Raw genomic sequence first — 16,079 nt, 5'->3', positions numbered from 1 at the left:
TATCGTCAGCGCGTGAGCCAAGAGAGCGATCTCGCCCCGTCCCGAGCCAGTCGCTGGTCCACCATGCTCGACCGCCTGGCGACGCAGGGGCGCCTCGGCGTCAGCGAGGCCGCCGAGCTGCTCGGCGTGAGCGAGGCGACGATCCGGCGCGACTTCTCCGAGCTGGCCCGGCGCCAGCTCGTGGCCCGCAACCACGGCGGCGTCGTCGCGACGAACGTCGCCTACGAGCTGCCCTACCGCTACCGCAGCACCCGCGCCGACGAGGACCGCGCCCGGGTCGCCGAGGCGGCCGCGGCCCTCGTCCAGCCCGGCCAGGTCATCGCCCTCAACGGCGGGACCACGACGACCGCCACGGCCCGGGCCATCACTGCCCGAGAGGATCTCGCGGCCGACGGCGAGATCACCATCGTCACGAACGCACTCAACATCGCCTCCGAGGCCGTGCTGCGCCCGCACGTCCAGTGCGTCTCGCTCGGCGGGGTGGCACGGCCCGAGTCCTACGAGGTGACCGGCCCGCTCGCCACCCTCGTGCTCCAGCAGCTGTGGATCGACGTCGCCATCGTCGGGGTCAACGCGCTGTCGGCCCGTGAGGGTGCCACCTGCCGCCACGAGGAGGAGGCGGCGATCAGCCGCACGATGATCGAGCGGTCCCGGCAGGTCATCTGCGTCGCGACCGGGGAGAAGCTCGGCGTGCGCACCTTCGCCTCGATCTGTCCCCCCGAGCGGATCGACCATCTCGTCACTACCGTGGGCGCAGACCGGGACGAGGTTGACGCACTGCGTGCCGCCGGGGTCGAGGTCCACCAGGTCTGAGGTGCCTAAGCCCCGACGCGTTGCGTGTTTGTGATCGAAATGATGAACATCCGGTCATCATTGCTCTTGAATGGCCGAGGACGCCGATCTAGGTTGGGCGTCACCGTGTCGCCGGGCCGGCGCTTCACCTCGCGCCAGCAGTCCCGGCACCGAACCAAGGGAGAGACATGAGGTCGACGAAGAAGTCTGTGGTCGTCGCGGGGATGGCCATCGCAGGCCTCGCCCTCGGCGCGTGCGGTGGAGGCACCGGCGCCGGGTCGGCAGGCGGCGGCAACGCCTCCGGGGGCAGCAGCGGAGGGCCCACGACGATCAAGCTCGTCGCGGCCGAGTACTCCAAGGACCACACCAAGGCGTTCTGGGACGCGTTCGCCAAGACGTACAAGGAGAAGACGGGCAACACCCTGGACGTCCAGGTCGTCAGCTGGGACAACATCGACCAGCAGTCCTCGACGATGATCCAGAACAACCAGGCGCCCGACATCCTCAACCTCAACGCGTACGCGAGCTACGCCAAGGACGGGCTGCTCTACAACTCCGACGAGGTGCTGCCGGCGTCGGCCAAGAGCGACATCCTCGACACCTTCGTCAAGTACGGCACCTACCAGGGCAAGTTCTACGGCTTCCCCGACCTGTCCTCGGCCCGCGCGCTCTTCTACAACAAGACGCTCTTCAAGCAGGCCGGCATCGCCAACCCGCCGAAGACGTGGGACGAGCTCGAGGCGGACGCCAAGAAGGTCGCCGCGACCGGCAACGTCGGCTACGCGCTCCCGCTCGGGCCCGAGGAGTCCCAGGGCGAGTTCTCCATGTGGCTGTTCAACAACGGCGGCGACTGGAAGACCGACGGCAAGTGGACGATCAACTCGGACAAGAACGTCCAGACGCTGACGTTCATGAAGAAGCTGTCCGACGAGAAGGTCACCCAGAACAACCCGGCCCGCACCAACCGCGCCGACGCGTTCGACCTCTTCAAGTCCGGCAAGGCCGGCATGGTCGTCGGCTTCAGCCCGCTCGCCGGCGCGCTCGACGAGGACAAGAAGGTCGACTACGGCGTGGCGCCGTTCCCGAGCAACGACAACACCGAGAGCAAGACCTTCGGTGTCACCGACTACCTGATGGCGTTCAAGAAGCCGGGCAACCAGGCGGCGGTCAAGGCCTTCTACGACCTCTACTACCAGCCCGACCAGGTCAACACCTTCATCAAGGCCGAGGGCTTCCTGCCGGTCACGAAGTCCGGCGTCCAGCAGTTCTCGAGCGACCCGAAGCTCAAGGTCTACCTCGACACCCTGCCCAACGCGCGCCTGACCCCGACCGACGACCCCACGTGGGACAAGGTCAAGCTCGCCGTCCAGCAGAACCTCGGCAAGGCCATGTCGGGTGACCCGAAGGCCGTGCTCGACGACCTGCAGAAGACCGCCGAGAACGCCGGCTGAGCCCGGAGCTCCCCGCGATGAGTGACAGCACTGCCGTGACCTCCGCTCCCGCCGACTCGGCGGGGGCGGGGGCCACGGGCTCGCGTATGCCGTCCCGTTCGTCCCGGCGCAAGCGGGCCGGGCGCGTCGGCCACGTCCACCCGCTGGTCGCGCTCCTCTGGCTGGCGCCGGCGCTCGCGCTCATCATCGGGGTCGTGCTCTACCCGGCGATCAAGCTGTTCGACGCCTCGCGCGGCCAGTACTCGATCACCGGGCTGCGTACGGGTGACGCCGGCTGGCAGAACTACAGCAAGGTCCTCGCGCACCCTGACCTCGGGCAGGTGCTGCGCAACACCGTCGTGTGGGTGATCGCCGTCGTGGCGCTCACGATCGTCATCAGCCTGGCGCTCGCGCAGTTCCTCGTGAAGAGCTTCCCGGGGCGGCGGTTCGTGCGCTGGGCGGTCATCGTGCCGTGGGCGGCCTCGCTCGTCATCACGAGCCAGCTGTTCGTGCTGCTCTACGACTACAACTACGGCGTCATCAACTACGTGCTGCTCAAGCTGCACCTGATCAGCACGCCGGTCGACTTCCTCGGCAACGACAGCTGGACGATGTTCTCGATGGTCGTCGTCGGCGTCTTCGTGTCGCTGCCGTTCACGATCTTCGTCTTCATCGCGGGGCTCGGCGCGATCCCCGACGACATCATGGAGGCCGCGACGGTCGACGGCGCGAGCCCGTGGCAGCGCTACTGGAACATCACCCTGCCGCTCATGCGGCCGGCGCTGATGATCGCCACGGTGCTCAACGTCATCTACGTCTTCAACAGCTTCCCGATCATCTACACCCTCAACGACCGCAACCCGGGCTACGCGCACGACACGACGATCACGTTCATGTACAAGCTGGCCTTCAAGAGCCAGGAGCACGACGTGGGCATGTCGGCGGCGGCGGGCATCTTCAACGTGCTGCTCATCTTGGTCGTGGTCGCGATCTACCTGAAGATCATCAACGTGCGCGAGGAGACGACCCGATGAGCACCACGACGGCTGCCGCGCCGGTCGCACCGGGCACCCCTCCGGCACAGGAGGGTGTGGTCGCACGCGGCCGTGACCCGAGGCGGCGCAAGCGCACCCTGATGGGCATCGGGGGCGCCGTGTTGGCGTTCGTCTTCCTCGCGCCCTACATCATCATGGTCCTCGACTCGCTGCGCACGAGCACCGACGTCAAGAGCACGCCGACCTCGATCCTGCCGAAGGTCTGGCAGTGGGACACGTATGCGCAGATCCTCGGCGACGACCGGTTCCTCAACTGGCTCAAGACCTCCCTCATCGTGGCGAGCGGCTCGACGGTGATCGTCGTCCTCGTCGCGATCCCGGCCGCGTTCATGACGGCGCGGCACCGCTTCCCCGGCCGGGGCGCGTTCCTCTTCCTCGTGCTGGTGACGCAGATGTTCGCGCCGACCTCGCTCGTCGTGGGCCTCTACCGGCAGTTCTTCGAGCTCAACCTGATCAACACCTACCTGGCGCTGATCATCACGAACGCCGCGTTCAACCTCGCCTTCGCGATCTGGATCCTGCACGGCTTCTTCTCCTCGATCCCGCTCGAGGTGGAGGAGGCGGCGTCGCTCGACGGGGCCACCCGCTGGCAGATCCTGCGCCGGGTGATGCTCCCGCTGACCCTGCCGGGCCTCGTCACGGCGACGATCTTCACCTTCATCGCCGCGTGGAACGAGTACGTCGTGGCCCTGACGCTGATGATCGACGACGACAAGAAGCCGCTGACGGTCGGCATGCGCGCCTACATCACCGGCTACGAGCAGCACTGGGACCAGCTCTTCGCGGCCTCGGTCATCGCGGTCGTCCCGGTCGTCATCCTCTTCGCGATCATCGAGAAGCACCTCGTCGGCGGCCTGACCGCGGGCTCGGTCAAGTAGCGAGAACGTCGGCCGGCCGGCCGGCCAGCCGCGTGCCGCTCGAGCCGTATGCCGGACGAGCCGTATGCCGGACGAGCCGTATGCCGGACGAGCCGTATGCCGGTCGGGCCGGGCCCCGGGTCGCTCAGAGCCACCTCGGGGGGACCGGGACCACGACGGCCACGAGGTCCCGGCCGTCGGCCTGGCCGAGCGGGACGACCGTCCCGGTCGCGGGGTGGATCGCCAGCCGTGCCGCGACCTCGAAGCACTCGGTGGGGCTGCACCGCCGGGGGATGGCACCGCCCTGCTCCTGCTGCACCGCCATCATCAGGGTGCTGGCCATGATCTGGCCCGACCTCGTCGGTGACAGGTCCGGGTCCTGGTAGACGATGACCAAGGACGAGTCGGCGCCGGCACGGTTCCCGGTCGCCGCCGTGGCGATCTTCTCGTACTGCTGGCGCACGGCCTGGTGCTCGCCGATGTCGCCACGCCAGGCCAGCACGCCGCCGACGGCCAGCACCGCGAGCAGCGCCGTGCCGGCTCGGGCGGCGGGGCCGAGCCGGGGTGCCGGCTGCTCGGCGCGGTCACGCTCGTCGATGGTCTGCTCCGGCTGGTCGGTGGTGCGCTCCCGGTGGTCGAGGAGCAGGAGGGCCGCGGGCAGCACGGCCAGCGACCAGGTCCACAGCTGGCCGCGGGGCTCGGTCACGACCCCGGTCACGAGCGTCTGGACGGCGTCGAGCCCGAGGGCCACGGCGAAGGTGAGCAGGAGCCGCTCGAGCCGGTGGCGGACGGTGGCGCGGCGCCAGCCCAGGGCGATCCCCGCGAGCGCGACCAGCGCGAGCCACCACTGCGCGGCCCACAGGTCGCCGACCGCCGAGAACCACCGGCCGACGTTGGTGACCAGCGCTTCGAAGGAGGTGAGGGGGTTGGGGTGGCGCCAGGACGCGAGCTGCAGGCGGAAGTGCCCGTTGAGGAGCCAGTTCAGGCTGTAGGCGATGAAGACGCCGAGTGCGAACGCGCCGAGCCACGTGGCCAGGACGGCGAGCACGCGGCGCCACGGGGCCTCGCGCAGGAGCAGGACGGTGAAGACGAGCAGGACCACGCCCACCGGCGGGTAGGTCAGCACGGCTGCGGCCTCGGCGGCGAGCAGCCAGAGAGCGAGGCGCCGCCGGGAGCGCGCTGCCCACGGCAGGAGCCAGATGGCCACCGCACCGACGATCACCGACGCCGTCAGCGTGCCCGGCCAGTAGAGCAGCTGCACCCACACGGCGGACGCGTAGAGCGTGGCGCCGAGGAGCGCGTCGACCGCCGGGCGGGGGCGGATGCCGGAGAGGTGGAGCACGCGCCACATGCCCGCGACGAGGACGACGTAGGCGAGCGCATACGTCATCGCCGCCGTCGTGACGGTGCCGTGCTGGCCGACCAGGGTCCACCAGACCGTGTTGAGCCAGCGGCCCTCGCTCTTGTCGTAGTACGACACCGGGAGCACGCCGTGCGTGTTCGGCGGCAGGAGGAAGGGCCAGTCGTCGTTGCGGATGAAGGGCGTCAGCGCCTGCGCCAGGCCCTCGGTCACGACGAAGACCCCGGCGAGCACGGCCGGCACGAGGTACCGGCGACGGGGAGCGGGGGCGAGGAGGCGCATCCGCCGGACCGAGGGCCCGGGAGCCAGGGTTTGCGTCGTCATGGTTCGGGCACTCACGGAAGGTCGGTGGTCTACAAGGAGGGATCTACCCGGTCGACCCTACGTGTACACCGGGCGGGGTCCCACTCAGTAGTCGCCCCTGATGACGAAGTAGGAGCCGCGGATCGTGCCGGCGAGCTTCGACTTCTGCCGCGCGAACTTGAAGTCGGCCAGCTCTGCGGGGACCTCCATGCCGTCCGAGAGCTTGAACCCGACGGCCCGCTTGCCGCCGTCGGCGAGCGTCCACAGGACGTTGACCGACAGGCCCGACTCGTAGAAGACGTACGACCAGCGGACGCCGTCGACGTCGAACTGCGTCGCCTCCAGCGCGGGCGAGCCGATGACGATGTCGCGCTCCTCCTTGAGGATGCGGGCGACGTGGTCGACGACGTCGTCGGCCTCGCCGGCGGCCTCCGTGGTGAACGTGTGGTCGTACTTGTTCCTGAAGTAGCGGGCCTCGTTGGCGCGCAGGCCCGCCAGCGCCTCCGCCACGGGCGAGGACTCCAGCCCCACCGTCGAGACGTTCGTGAAGTCGACGTCGTATGCCATGACGCACCTCCTGATTGCCGCTGACCTTGGCCTGCTCCTCCGCGCAAGGCTAGCCACGTGGCCGGCTCGTGTGGGCGCTGCGGCTCCTTGGACGCGTGCGGGCTCCTCGTCGGTGGCAGACCACCGACAAGGAGCCGCGTTCGCGGACGGACGGACCGCGTCCACACGGGACGGCGGGGCGTCGCCCGTGGGTGAGGCTCAGGCCGTGGCCGGGACCCCTACCTCGTTGACCACCTCGAAGACGGTCTCCTGCGGCGGCTCGGTGAAGCCGCCCGGGATGCCTTCCTGCATGCGGGGCATGAGGATCCCGTTGCGGAAGGCCTCCCAGCTCTCCTTCGACTCGTGGATCGCCACGATCGTCCAGCCGTCGGCCGACGGGCCCGCCGCGTGGAAGAGCTGCCCGGCGGGCAGGCTCCCGTCGGAGGGGTGCACTGCCCCGATGGAGGCTTCGTACTGCTCCTTGGTGCCCCCTGTGAACTGGTGGACGACGCCGTAGCTCATGCCGATGCACTTCCTTCTTCGGTTGGGCCCCGGCCTGGAGGGGGACCCGCGAAGGTCTCGCCGGGGCTACGTCGACGCTACGCGCGCCCACGAGCTGCCGAAGGGGAACGGGCGGCAGCCACAGGAGCGCTGTCACCACTCGTCGGGAAGCGCCCCAAAGATCCCTGGGGTCGTCGCGGAGACGTACTGCCAAGGCTCCGCTGCGGACACCGGGCACGCGGCGCTCCCCGGCGCGCCCGGAGCGGGTTCGGTCAGTCGGTCAGTCGGTCAGTCGGTCACGGACGGTGCGGCGGCATACTCCTCGTCGGTGACCGGGGTCAGCCAGTGCACGACGTCGTGGTCGGCGTCGCCCTCGTTGATGGCGAGGTGCACCATGAGCCGGTTCGGGGCGGCGCCGTGCCAGTGCTCCTCGTCGGCCTCGAAGAGGACTCGGTCGCCGGGGCGGATGACCTCGACGGGTCCGCCGCGGCGCTGGCAGAGGCCGACGCCCTCGGTGACGAAGACGGTCTGGCTCAGCGGGTGGCGGTGCCAGTGGGTGCGCGCACCGGGCATGAAGTGGACGAGGTTGGCGCTGACGCGCGACGGGTCCGGTGCGGCGGCGACCGCGTCGATGTAGACGTCACCGGTGAACCAGTCGCTCGGGCCCTTCGCGGTGTCGACCGAGCTGCGGGTGATCTGCATGGGTTTCCTTCTATCCGTTGGGGATCGGGGCGTCGGTGGTGGCCGTCGGCGCCGGCGTCGAGGCCGCCCAGGAGGCGAGCAGCTGGAGCCGCTCGGCCGTGGGTGAGCCGGGCTCGGCGGTGTAGACCATGAGGACGAGGCCGGGCTCCGCGGTGATGGCGAGCTCCTCGTAGGCGAGGGTCAGCTCGCCGACGACCGGGTGGTCGAAGCGCTTGGTGCCGGTGCCGTGGGTGCGCACGTCGTGGGCGCTCCACAGGCGCCGGAAGACCTCGCTGCGGGTGGACAGCTCGCCGACGAGGTCCTGCATCCCGCGGTCGTGGGGGTCGCGGCCGGCCTCGGTGCGCATGATCCCGACGCACATCTCGGCGAAGAGCGCCCAGTCGGGGTAGAAGTCGCGCGAGGCGGGGTCGAGGAACTGGAACCGGGCGAGGTTGGGCATCCGCCCGCCCTCGCCGATGACGGGCGAGTAGAAGGCGCGGCCGAGGGTGTTGGTGGCGAGCAGGTTCTGGTGCGGGTCGCGGACGAAGGCGACGCCGTCGCGGATCGACTCGAGCGCCCACTGCAGGCTGGGTCGGGAGGCCGGCTTGCCGGCTGCGCGGCGCCGGGGGCGTCCGGAGGTCGGTATGCCGTCCGCGGCCCTCGCGAGGTCGAGCAGGTGGGCGCGCTCGGTGTCGTCGAGCTGCAGTGCGCGGGCGAGGGCGTCGAGCACGCCGCTCGAGGCGCCGGCGATCTGCCCGCGCTCGAGCCGGGCGTAGTACTCGACACTGAGGCCGGCGATCGTCGCGACCTCGCTGCGGCGCAGGCCGGGGACGCGCCGGCCGCGGCCGGCGGGCAGGCCGACCTGCTCGGGAGTGATGCGGGCGCGGCGGGTCATCAGGAACTCGCGCACCTCCTGGCGGTTGTCCACGCTGTCGAGACTAGGCCGGGCCACCGCATACGCCGAGCCGTGAGAGGTGCCCTGTCAGTACGTCCCTCGACAGGGACTCCCCCTTCCTCTCGGCGCGGGCTTCACTCGGTGGGTGGGCCGGTTCCGGCCCCGGCGGGCGGCGGCCCGCTCGACGCGAGTTGAAGGAGTTCACGCGATGCGTGGAGTTGTCATGCACGGACCCGGCGACGTGCGGGTGGAGGAACGCGAGGACCCGAGGATCATCGAGCCGACGGACGCGATCATCCGCCTCACGGCGACGTGCATCTGCGGCAGCGACCTGTGGCCCTACCGCGGCGCCGAGCCGGTCGACCACCAGGTCATGGGGCATGAGTACGTCGGGGTCGTCGAGGAGATCGGGGCCGACGTGCGAACGGTCAAGGTCGGCGACTTCGTCGTCGGCTCGTTCTGGGCCTCGGACAACACGTGCGAGATCTGCCGGGCCGGCTACCAGGCGTACTGCACGCACCGCGTCCTCATGGGCACGATCGGCACGCAGTCCGAGCTGGCGCGGATCCCGCTCGCCGACGGCACCCTCGTCGCGACGCCGGGGCGGCCCGACGCCGACCTCATCCCCTCGCTCATGGCGGCCTCCGACGTGCTCGGCACCGGGTGGTTCGCGGCGGTGGCGGCCGAGGCGGGCTCGGGCAGGACCGTGGCCGTCGTCGGCGACGGGGCCGTCGGCCTGATGGGAGTGCTCGCCGCCCGCGAGCTCGGCGCCGAGCGGATCATCGCCTTCAGCCGGCACGCCGACCGGCAGGCGCTCGCGCGCGAGTTCGGCGCGACCGACATCGTCGAGGAGCGCGGCGAGGCCGGTGTGGCGCGGGTCAAGGAGCTGACCGGCGGGCTCGGGGCGCACTCGGTCATCGAGGCGGTCGGCACCCAGGAGGCGATGATGCAGGCGATCCACTCCGCGCGTCCGGGTGGACACGTCGGCTTCGTCGGGGTCTCGCACGACGTCGCCATCCCCGGCGACGAGCTGTTCATGGCCGGTGTCCACCTCCACGGCGGACCGGCGCCGGTGCGCGAGTACCTGCCGCACCTGATCCAGCTCATCTGGGACCGGAAGATCGATCCCGGCAAGGTCTTCGACCTCACCCTCCCGCTCGAGGAGGCTGCTGCCGGCTACCAGGCCATGGACGAGCGGACCGCCACCAAGGTCCTGCTGACGCTGTGACCGTATGCCGTATGCCGTATGCCGTGTGGCGCCGGTCGGGTCGGCCGTGCGGGCGCGGAGAAGGGAGTGACGCGTGGAGCTGCAGGAGTTCCTCGACCACGTGAACGCCGGACGCCTCATCGCGGGCGGCTCGGCAGCGCACGAGTTCATGCACGGCGCGGCGCAGGAGGCGCTGCGGGTCGTCGCCGAGCTCAACGGTGGCTACCGGACGCCGGACGAGGTGCGGGCTCTGCTGTCGCAGCTGACCGGGAAGGCCGTGCCCGAGTCCGTCACGGTCTTCCCGCCGTTCTACAGCGAGTTCGGCAGGAACCTCACCCTCGGTGAGCGGGTCTTCGTCAACATGGGCTGCCGCTTCCAGGACACCGGCGGCATCACCATCGGCGACGGGACGCTCATCGGCCACGGCTCCACGCTGACGACGCTGAACCACGCGGTCGACCCGTCGCGTCGGGCCGACATGCTCCCGGCGCCGGTGACCATCGGGCGCGACGTCTGGCTCGGCGCCGGGGTCACGGTCGTCCCGGGGGTCACGATCGGCGACGGCGCGATCGTCGGCGCCGGTGCGGTCGTGACGAAGGACGTCGCGGCGGACACCATCGTCGCCGGCGTCCCCGCCAAGCCCATCCGCGGCACCGGCTTCATGGCATAGACCCGGTCCAGCCGACCGGATCTCGCGGGTGCAGGTGTGCGGTGCCACGGGGTCGTCGCGCCGGTCGCGACCCCGCAGCACCGCCGCGTCAGGTCACGGTGGTCAAGGCGTCGCGCGCAACAGGCCCAGCAGGCCGTGTGCCTCGTTCTGCGGACCGGCTGTGAAGAGCACGTCGTGGGTCGTTCCCTCGGTGCCGTATCCGGGCAGGAGGGCCCAGAGCCCGTCGATCGCCACCGGCTTGCCACCCGGAGTCCGGAGGCTGCCCGCGAACGTCAGGCTGCGGGGGTCGAAGGCGTTGATCCGACCGTCACCGAAGTTGCCCACGAGCAGGTCTCCGGAGAACGTGCCGAAGCCTGCCGGGGCGATGGTCAGGCCCCACGGCGCGTTGAGCACGGCGTGGCTCGCCAGGCGACGCAGGAGGACGCCGTCAGGGGTGAAGACGTCGACCCGTCCCCGTCCGGGGCCGGCCACCTCGTCGTGGCGCGCACTGTCCTGTTGCGCGTACGAGACGTAGACGTTGCCGCCGGCGACCATGACGTTGAAGGGCGCATAGCCCCGGGGCAGCTGGTCGTCCATGAAGTTGCCCTGGGTGATGACGCGCTGGAACCGACCGTTGTAGACGTCGACGACGCCGGCGGAGAAGTCCGCGACATACAGCCGTGGGCCGGTCCCGGTCTGTGCCATGGCGATCCCCTTGTCGACCGCGCCAGGGGTGACGACGGCGTCGACGGCGTGCGTCGACGAGCCCGCCCCGGTCCCACCGACGGCCGGGTTCCAGCCGCTGAGATGACCGGTCTCACCGACGAAGAGGAACCGCGCGGGGGCGGAGTGACCCGCTGCGTCACGAACGGTGAAGGACGTCGTGGGGTTGGACACCTGGCCGGTGGGCGACCCGCCCGGGATGCTCACCACGAGCGGCACGATGGTCTGCGGCCGGCCCGGGACCCCTCCGGAGTAGAGGGTGGTGACGTCGGCGCCGTTGTCCGACACCCACAGCGGGCTGGTGCCCAGGTGCGAGGCACCCCAGGCGTTCACGAGGTGCCGGTCGGTGACCTGCGCTCTCCCGGGCACGTCCGAGACCAGGTTGACCTGTCTGTATGCCGACACGGGGCTTTGCGGGGCGACGCGGGCACTCGCGCCGGCCGCGGCGCCGGCCCCCAGCGACCCGACGGCTGCGCCGAGGCTGGCGCCGATCGCCAGCAGCCATGACGAACGACGGATGGTGTGTGTCATGGGTGACCTCCATTTCAGGAGCGCGAGTCCGAGATGGACTCGCACCCATGAGGAGACGCCGCCACGCCGTTGCCGGGTTCAGCAGTGCGCCGAAATCGTGGAGATCAGTCGCGCGACCTCGGTTCGCGGCGGCCCCGGCGCGACGCCTGGGTCGCCACGCAGTGACCTCACGTCAGGCCGAGGGTCACGGGACGGTGCGGCGCATGACGCAGTTGCCCTGGCCCTTGCTGCGGACGTACTCGAACCCGGCGCGCTCGAACAGGGCCCGCGTCCCGTCGTAGAGCACCGACTTCTTCTTGCCCTCGTTGTCGTGCGGGTAGCCCTCGACGGTGCCGCCGCCGGCCGCCGCGATGAGGTCGACCACCCCCTGCAGCGCGAGGTCCGACAGGTGCTTCCGGCGGTGGCGCTTGTCGACGAAGATGCACGTCACCCGGTAGTCGGGCAGCACGTCGGTCTCCTCGTCGTACTGCTTCCGGTGGTAGATGTTGGGCAGCTCGGCAGGAGAACCGAACTGGGCCCACGCGATCGCCTCGTCCCCGTCGAAGACGAGCGCGGCGTGCGCGCGGCCCTCCTCGACGAGGCGCTGCTTGAGCGCCCGGTTGGCCTCGTAGGTGCGCTCCTTCTCCGCGGCCATCGTGTGGAACCACGTGCACCAGCAGCCGCCGAAGACGCCGCCGTGCCGCTCCACCAACGCCGCGTAGGCGTCCCACGTCTCCGGCGTCAGCGCCTTGACCTCAAGAGCCTCGCTGTCCGACATCGGTCCCCTCCTCCGGTGCGGGCGACGCGTCGTCGCGTCCGGACCAGCATGCCGTGCGACGGGGGCATCGCGGGGGCTGGAGGACGCGCAATGTGACGGAGCGTGACCTCCAGCCGTGAGCACACGGCATACGCAAGCGGCCCGGAAGGGCCGATCAGGCGTGGCCGCTCAGCTGGCCCAGCCGGTCGGCGAGGGCGTCGACCATGGCGGAGGCGCGCTTCTCGGGGAAGGTCGACTTGCGGTCGCCGCCCTGGCTGGAGACGGCGCGCACGTCGATGGACAGCTTCGCGCCGCCGGCGAGGGCGCGCAGCGCGTCGACCCGGTCGCCGAAGGGCGTGCCGCTGCCCGGGGAGTAGTAGCGCACGACCTCGTCGATGTCGTCGGGGTAGAGGTCGGTCTTCGTCACGGCGATGATGAGCCAGATCGGCTTGTTGCTGCGCACGGCCATCGAGGCGATGCGGTGCGAGGTGATCGTCCAGTCCTCGAGCTCGGCGGCGAGCTGCTCCTCGCGGGTCGCGGTGGCCGCGCCGGTGATGCCGGCGGCGCGGCGGGGGGTGGCGTAGCCGTTGGCGACGACGTGGATGATCCCGTCGACGGGCTCGTCGTGGAAGACCTCGTCGAGGGCGCTGAGGCGGGTGGCGGCGTTGTCGCCGGGCACGACGAGGAAGCGGAAGCCGTGCAGCCGGGCGCCCTTGCGGGTGCGGCGCTCCATGACCGCCGAGCCGACCTCGGTGGTGGCGTCGCCGGTGGGGCGGCGGGTCAGCCGGTCGACGAGCTGGCTCTTGCCGACGCCGGTCATGCCGGTCACGGCGACCATCGGGTAGCGGTCGCGCAGCAGCCGGCCCATCCGCTCGGGCGCCGAGGCGAGCGCGGTCAGCAGGCCGGTGGCGACGGTCGCCCCGATGGCGGTGCGGCTCGTCGGCGGCAGGATCGTCCGGATCCGCGATGAAGTCTGAGACACGGTGCCTCCTCGGCATGCTGGTTCGGGCGCCAGTTGGCCCCACGAGCCTACGGTCCGCGGGTCCGCGGGCGCACTGCGGTGCGTACCCACCCGCGCTCCGGTGCCCTCGCGTGGTCGGCGTGCCGAGGGCGTATGCCGTGTGCCCGGGTGCGCGCGGGCGGCTCAGGTGGGTCGTGGCGCCGCCGGGTCGACGGGGGCGGTGAAGCGTCCGCGCAGGGCGCGACCGACGGAGGACCCGACGAGCAGGCCCAGGGAGATGGCGATGGCCACGCCGAGCAGGCCCAGGGCGACGTCGGTGACGGACTCGCGGCCGGCGGCGAGCTCGGTGACGCCGACGAGGCCGAGGCTGCCCGGCACGAGCAGCCAGAAGGCGGGGAGGAAGAGCACGAGGCGCGGCAGCAGCGGCCGGCGCAGCTCGACGATGCTCGCGCCGAGGCTGGCGGCGACGGCGCCGCAGAAGCCGCCGAGGGCGACGGTGCCGAGCTGCTGCCCGGCGAGCTGAGCGCCGAAGGCGAGGCTGAGCACGAGCAGCACCCAGCCCTGCAGGCGCAGCGGCACGCCTTCCATGAGGCAGATGCTCGCGCCGACCAGGAGCAGGCCGACGGGCGCGGCGGCCCAGCCGATCTCGTCGACGCGGAGGTTGACGAGGGTCTCGGTCGGGATGCGCAGCACGGCGGTGGCCATGAGCAGGCCGAGGGCGAAGAGGCCGAGCTGGGCCAGGCCGTAGGTGAGGCGGGCCGAGCCGGCCTGCATGTGCCCGGCGGCGAGCTCGGACATGCCGTTGACGACGAGGGCGCCGGGGAGCAGGACGGCCAGCGGCGGCAGGACGGTGCGCAGCGGACCCTCGAGCAGGCCGGCGTTCGCGGCACCGAAGACGGCGAGCGACACGGCGAAGGCGGCGAGGGTCGGCAGCAGCGCGGTGACCACCTCGTAGCGCGCGGCGAGCTGGACGAGCGCGAGCACGACGAGGGCGCAGACCGCCGCGGCCGCGACGTTGGCCCAGCCGGGCTGGAGGATGAGCGCGATCCCAGTGGCGAGCACCGGCCATGCGAGCGCGACGAGCCACGGCGGCTGCTGGACGGGCCGCCTGGCCGTGGCGGCGAGCTCGTCGCGGGCCTCGGCGACGGTCAGCTCGCCCTGGAGGAGCTGGTGGCGGATGAGGCGCACGCTCGCCGCCTGGTGCAGCCGCAGCCCGGCGACCGCCGAGCGGTAGGTGGCGGCGCCGCCGGGCGTGAGGGTGACCATGAGGCCGGTGGGCCCGACCGCGGACTGGACGTCGGGGTAGCCGAGCCTGGCGCTGACCTCGGCGAGCTCCTCCTCGATCTCCTGCACCGGCTGGCCGGTCGCGATCATCGCGGTGCCGAGCTCGGCGAGCAGGGCGCGGGTCGTGGTGTGCTCGTCCCCTTCGACGGGATCGGGTGCGGGCATGGTCGCCATCATGTCAGCCGGTGACTGTGCCACAGCGTCGCTGCCGCCGTCCCGGGACCACGCGGCACGCGTACTGGGGGCCGGCGGAAAAAGTCCGAGACGGACCAATCCGATCTGTCCGGCGTTCCGAAGCAGCGGTGATGGGTGAACCTGCACCCACCTACCGAAGGGATTGTTCGATGAAGCGCATCCTTGCCACCGGGTCCATCGCCGTCCTCGCGACGATCGGGTTTGCCGGCACCGCCAGTGCCGCGCCGTCCGACTCCGCGTGCTTCGGCCAGGTGCACAAGACCGTCAACGCCGGCGGCGTGCCCGGCTTCGACAACGTCGGCCAGCTCGTCCAGGGCGTCGGCGGCGGCCAGGCGAAGAACGCCCTCGCCAAGTCCTTCTGCTGAGGGGTCGCCCCTTCTCCTCAGCCACGGCGGCGGCTCGGGTCCTCGAATCCGGGCCGCCGTTCGTGTGCCCCCGGCGTCGGACGGCAGTGGTGGTTGGATCGGGGCATGCGCATCTTCTTCACGGGCGGCAGCGGCAAGGCCGGCAAGCACGTCGCACCGTTCCTCGCCGAGCAGGGCCACCAGGTCACCAACGCCGACCTCGTCCGGCTCGGGCACCCGGGCGTCGACGACCTCCGCGTCGACCTGACCGACATCGGCGAGGTCTACTCCGCCCTCGCGGGGCTCGCGCGCTTCGACGAGCTGGAGCTGGCGGCCAAGCCGGCCTACGACGCCGTCGTGCACTTCGCCGCGGTGCCGGCGATCCTGCTCACCTCGGACGCCAAGACGTATGCGACGAACGTGCTCAGCACGTACAACGTGCTCGAGGCGGCGACCCGGCTCGGCATCCGCAAGGTGATCTTCGCGTCGTCGGAGACGACCTACGGGATCTGCTTCGCGCAGGGTGAGCGGCGCCCGCTCTACGTCCCGGTGGACGAGGAGCACCCGACGGTGCCGGAGGACTCGTACGCGATGTCGAAGGTCGCGAACGAGGTGACGGCGCGCTCGTTCCAGGCCCGCACCGGCGCCGACATCTACGGGCTGCGGATCAACAACGTCATCGAGCCGCACGAGTACGCGCAGATGTTCCCGCCGTTCCTGGCCGACCCGGCGCTGCGGCGGCGCAACGTCTTCGCCTACATCGACACCCGCGACCTCGGGCAGATGGTGCAGCGTTGCCTCGAGACCGACGGGCTCGGCTACGAGGTCTTCAACGTCGCGAACGCCGACATGTCCGTCGCGGCGACGAGCGACGAGGTGCGCGAGCGCTTCTACGACGGGGTGGAGCTGCGCCGGCCGATGGGGCGCAACGAGACCTTCTACTCCATCGACAAGGCCCGCGACCTGCTCGGCTACTCCCCGCAGCACTCCTGGCGCGACGTCCTCCCCGATCCTCGCGCCTGACGTCGA

17 protein-coding genes are annotated in these 16,079 nt (G+C 71.1%); 8 read left to right on the top strand and 9 right to left on the bottom strand.

All coding sequences use genetic code 11. The features are described from left to right. Positions 1-12: 12 nt before the first annotated feature. The 4 genes from ABD241_RS09140 (at position 13) to ABD241_RS09125 (ending at position 4,155) form a co-directional block, all read left to right on the top strand. The gene (locus tag ABD241_RS09140) at positions 13-813 is read left to right on the top strand and encodes a DeoR/GlpR family DNA-binding transcription regulator (protein ID WP_344060910.1); all 801 of its coding nucleotides are present in this window, start codon (positions 13-15) and stop codon (positions 811-813) included. A gap of 167 nt (positions 814-980) precedes the next feature. Then, complete coding sequence (locus ABD241_RS09135; protein ID WP_344060908.1) at positions 981-2,243, top strand: extracellular solute-binding protein; 1,263 nt, start codon at positions 981-983, stop codon at positions 2,241-2,243. A gap of 17 nt (positions 2,244-2,260) precedes the next feature. Continuing rightward, on the top strand, positions 2,261-3,256 hold the full coding sequence (locus ABD241_RS09130; protein WP_344060905.1) for a carbohydrate ABC transporter permease: 996 nt from the start codon (positions 2,261-2,263) through the stop codon (positions 3,254-3,256). After that, positions 3,253-4,155, top strand: coding sequence for an ABC transporter permease subunit (locus tag ABD241_RS09125; protein WP_142180453.1), 903 nt, complete (start codon positions 3,253-3,255; stop codon positions 4,153-4,155). Before ABD241_RS09130 ends, ABD241_RS09125 begins: the two co-directional genes overlap by 4 nt. A 124-nt stretch (positions 4,156-4,279) precedes the next feature. Here the strand turns inward: ABD241_RS09125 and ABD241_RS09120 are convergent, their stop codons facing one another. From ABD241_RS09120 to ABD241_RS09100, 5 genes are all read right to left on the bottom strand, one after another. Beyond that, positions 4,280-5,818, bottom strand: coding sequence for a hypothetical protein (locus ABD241_RS09120; protein ID WP_344060899.1), 1,539 nt, complete (start codon positions 5,816-5,818; stop codon positions 4,280-4,282). 84 nt (positions 5,819-5,902) lie between these two features. Then, entirely contained in the window at positions 5,903-6,364 is a 462-nt protein-coding gene (locus ABD241_RS09115) for a phage tail protein (protein ID WP_344060896.1), read from the bottom strand. Between the two features lie 198 nt (positions 6,365-6,562). Then, positions 6,563-6,865 carry a hypothetical protein gene (locus ABD241_RS09110; protein ID WP_344060891.1) on the bottom strand — a complete coding sequence of 101 codons (303 nt, stop codon included), beginning with the start codon at positions 6,863-6,865 and terminating at the stop codon, positions 6,563-6,565. Between the two features lie 267 nt (positions 6,866-7,132). Next, positions 7,133-7,546 (bottom strand): (R)-mandelonitrile lyase, encoded by a 414-nt coding sequence (locus ABD241_RS09105; protein WP_344060888.1) that lies wholly within the window; start codon positions 7,544-7,546, stop codon positions 7,133-7,135. 10 nt (positions 7,547-7,556) lie between these two features. Further along, positions 7,557-8,453, bottom strand: coding sequence for a helix-turn-helix transcriptional regulator (locus ABD241_RS09100; protein WP_344060885.1), 897 nt, complete (start codon positions 8,451-8,453; stop codon positions 7,557-7,559). 175 nt (positions 8,454-8,628) lie between these two features. Between ABD241_RS09100 and ABD241_RS09095 the strand changes: the two genes are divergently transcribed. Both ABD241_RS09095 and ABD241_RS09090 read left to right on the top strand, forming a co-directional pair. Further along, a complete protein-coding gene (locus ABD241_RS09095) occupies positions 8,629-9,648 on the top strand; it encodes a zinc-dependent alcohol dehydrogenase family protein (RefSeq protein WP_344060882.1) in 1,020 nt (339 codons plus the stop codon). A gap of 73 nt (positions 9,649-9,721) precedes the next feature. Beyond that, the gene (locus tag ABD241_RS09090) at positions 9,722-10,297 is read left to right on the top strand and encodes a sugar O-acetyltransferase (RefSeq protein ID WP_344060879.1); all 576 of its coding nucleotides are present in this window, start codon (positions 9,722-9,724) and stop codon (positions 10,295-10,297) included. Positions 10,298-10,399: 102 nt separating this feature from the next. Here ABD241_RS09090 and ABD241_RS09085 read toward each other — a convergent pair whose 3' ends face one another. From ABD241_RS09085 to ABD241_RS09070, 4 genes are all read right to left on the bottom strand, one after another. Beyond that, the gene (locus tag ABD241_RS09085) at positions 10,400-11,530 is read right to left on the bottom strand and encodes a TIGR03118 family protein (protein ID WP_344060876.1); all 1,131 of its coding nucleotides are present in this window, start codon (positions 11,528-11,530) and stop codon (positions 10,400-10,402) included. A gap of 184 nt (positions 11,531-11,714) precedes the next feature. Next, the gene (locus ABD241_RS09080; protein ID WP_344060873.1) at positions 11,715-12,287 is read right to left on the bottom strand and encodes a GNAT family N-acetyltransferase; all 573 of its coding nucleotides are present in this window, start codon (positions 12,285-12,287) and stop codon (positions 11,715-11,717) included. Between the two features lie 154 nt (positions 12,288-12,441). Continuing rightward, positions 12,442-13,248 (bottom strand): P-loop NTPase family protein, encoded by an 807-nt coding sequence (locus ABD241_RS09075; protein WP_344060870.1) that lies wholly within the window; start codon positions 13,246-13,248, stop codon positions 12,442-12,444. 162 nt (positions 13,249-13,410) lie between these two features. Beyond that, on the bottom strand, positions 13,411-14,676 hold the full coding sequence (locus tag ABD241_RS09070) for a threonine/serine exporter family protein (protein WP_344060867.1): 1,266 nt from the start codon (positions 14,674-14,676) through the stop codon (positions 13,411-13,413). 179 nt (positions 14,677-14,855) lie between these two features. On the opposite strand from ABD241_RS09070, the gene ABD241_RS09065 reads away from it, so the two are divergent. Beyond that, complete coding sequence (locus ABD241_RS09065; protein ID WP_344060864.1) at positions 14,856-15,071, top strand: hypothetical protein; 216 nt, start codon at positions 14,856-14,858, stop codon at positions 15,069-15,071. Between the two features lie 105 nt (positions 15,072-15,176). Further along, entirely contained in the window at positions 15,177-16,073 is an 897-nt protein-coding gene (locus ABD241_RS09060; protein ID WP_344060861.1) for an NAD-dependent epimerase/dehydratase family protein, read from the top strand. Positions 16,074-16,079 lie beyond the last annotated feature (6 nt).

The sequence above is a fragment of the Terrabacter lapilli genome (genome assembly GCF_039531305.1).
Taxonomy (GTDB): Bacteria; Actinomycetota; Actinomycetes; order Actinomycetales; family Dermatophilaceae; genus Terrabacter; species Terrabacter lapilli.
The sequence above is the reverse complement of the archived record's forward strand: the minus strand, read 5'-3'. Positions and strand labels throughout refer to the sequence as shown.

Coding starts and splice junctions, on each gene's coding strand:
- ABD241_RS09115 (WP_344060896.1), bottom strand. CDS start 6,364: ATGGCATACGACGTCGACTTCACGAACGTCTCGACGGTGGGGCTGGAG.
- ABD241_RS09125 (WP_142180453.1), top strand. CDS start 3,253: ATGAGCACCACGACGGCTGCCGCGCCGGTCGCACCGGGCACCCCTCCG.
- ABD241_RS09110 (WP_344060891.1), bottom strand. CDS start 6,865: ATGAGCTACGGCGTCGTCCACCAGTTCACAGGGGGCACCAAGGAGCAG.
- ABD241_RS09120 (WP_344060899.1), bottom strand. CDS start 5,818: ATGACGACGCAAACCCTGGCTCCCGGGCCCTCGGTCCGGCGGATGCGC.
- ABD241_RS09095 (WP_344060882.1), top strand. CDS start 8,629: ATGCGTGGAGTTGTCATGCACGGACCCGGCGACGTGCGGGTGGAGGAA.
- ABD241_RS09080 (WP_344060873.1), bottom strand. CDS start 12,287: ATGTCGGACAGCGAGGCTCTTGAGGTCAAGGCGCTGACGCCGGAGACG.
- ABD241_RS09130 (WP_344060905.1), top strand. CDS start 2,261: ATGAGTGACAGCACTGCCGTGACCTCCGCTCCCGCCGACTCGGCGGGG.
- ABD241_RS09135 (WP_344060908.1), top strand. CDS start 981: ATGAGGTCGACGAAGAAGTCTGTGGTCGTCGCGGGGATGGCCATCGCA.
- ABD241_RS09060 (WP_344060861.1), top strand. CDS start 15,177: ATGCGCATCTTCTTCACGGGCGGCAGCGGCAAGGCCGGCAAGCACGTC.
- ABD241_RS09070 (WP_344060867.1), bottom strand. CDS start 14,676: ATGCCCGCACCCGATCCCGTCGAAGGGGACGAGCACACCACGACCCGC.
- ABD241_RS09085 (WP_344060876.1), bottom strand. CDS start 11,530: ATGACACACACCATCCGTCGTTCGTCATGGCTGCTGGCGATCGGCGCC.
- ABD241_RS09065 (WP_344060864.1), top strand. CDS start 14,856: ATGAAGCGCATCCTTGCCACCGGGTCCATCGCCGTCCTCGCGACGATC.
- ABD241_RS09105 (WP_344060888.1), bottom strand. CDS start 7,546: ATGCAGATCACCCGCAGCTCGGTCGACACCGCGAAGGGCCCGAGCGAC.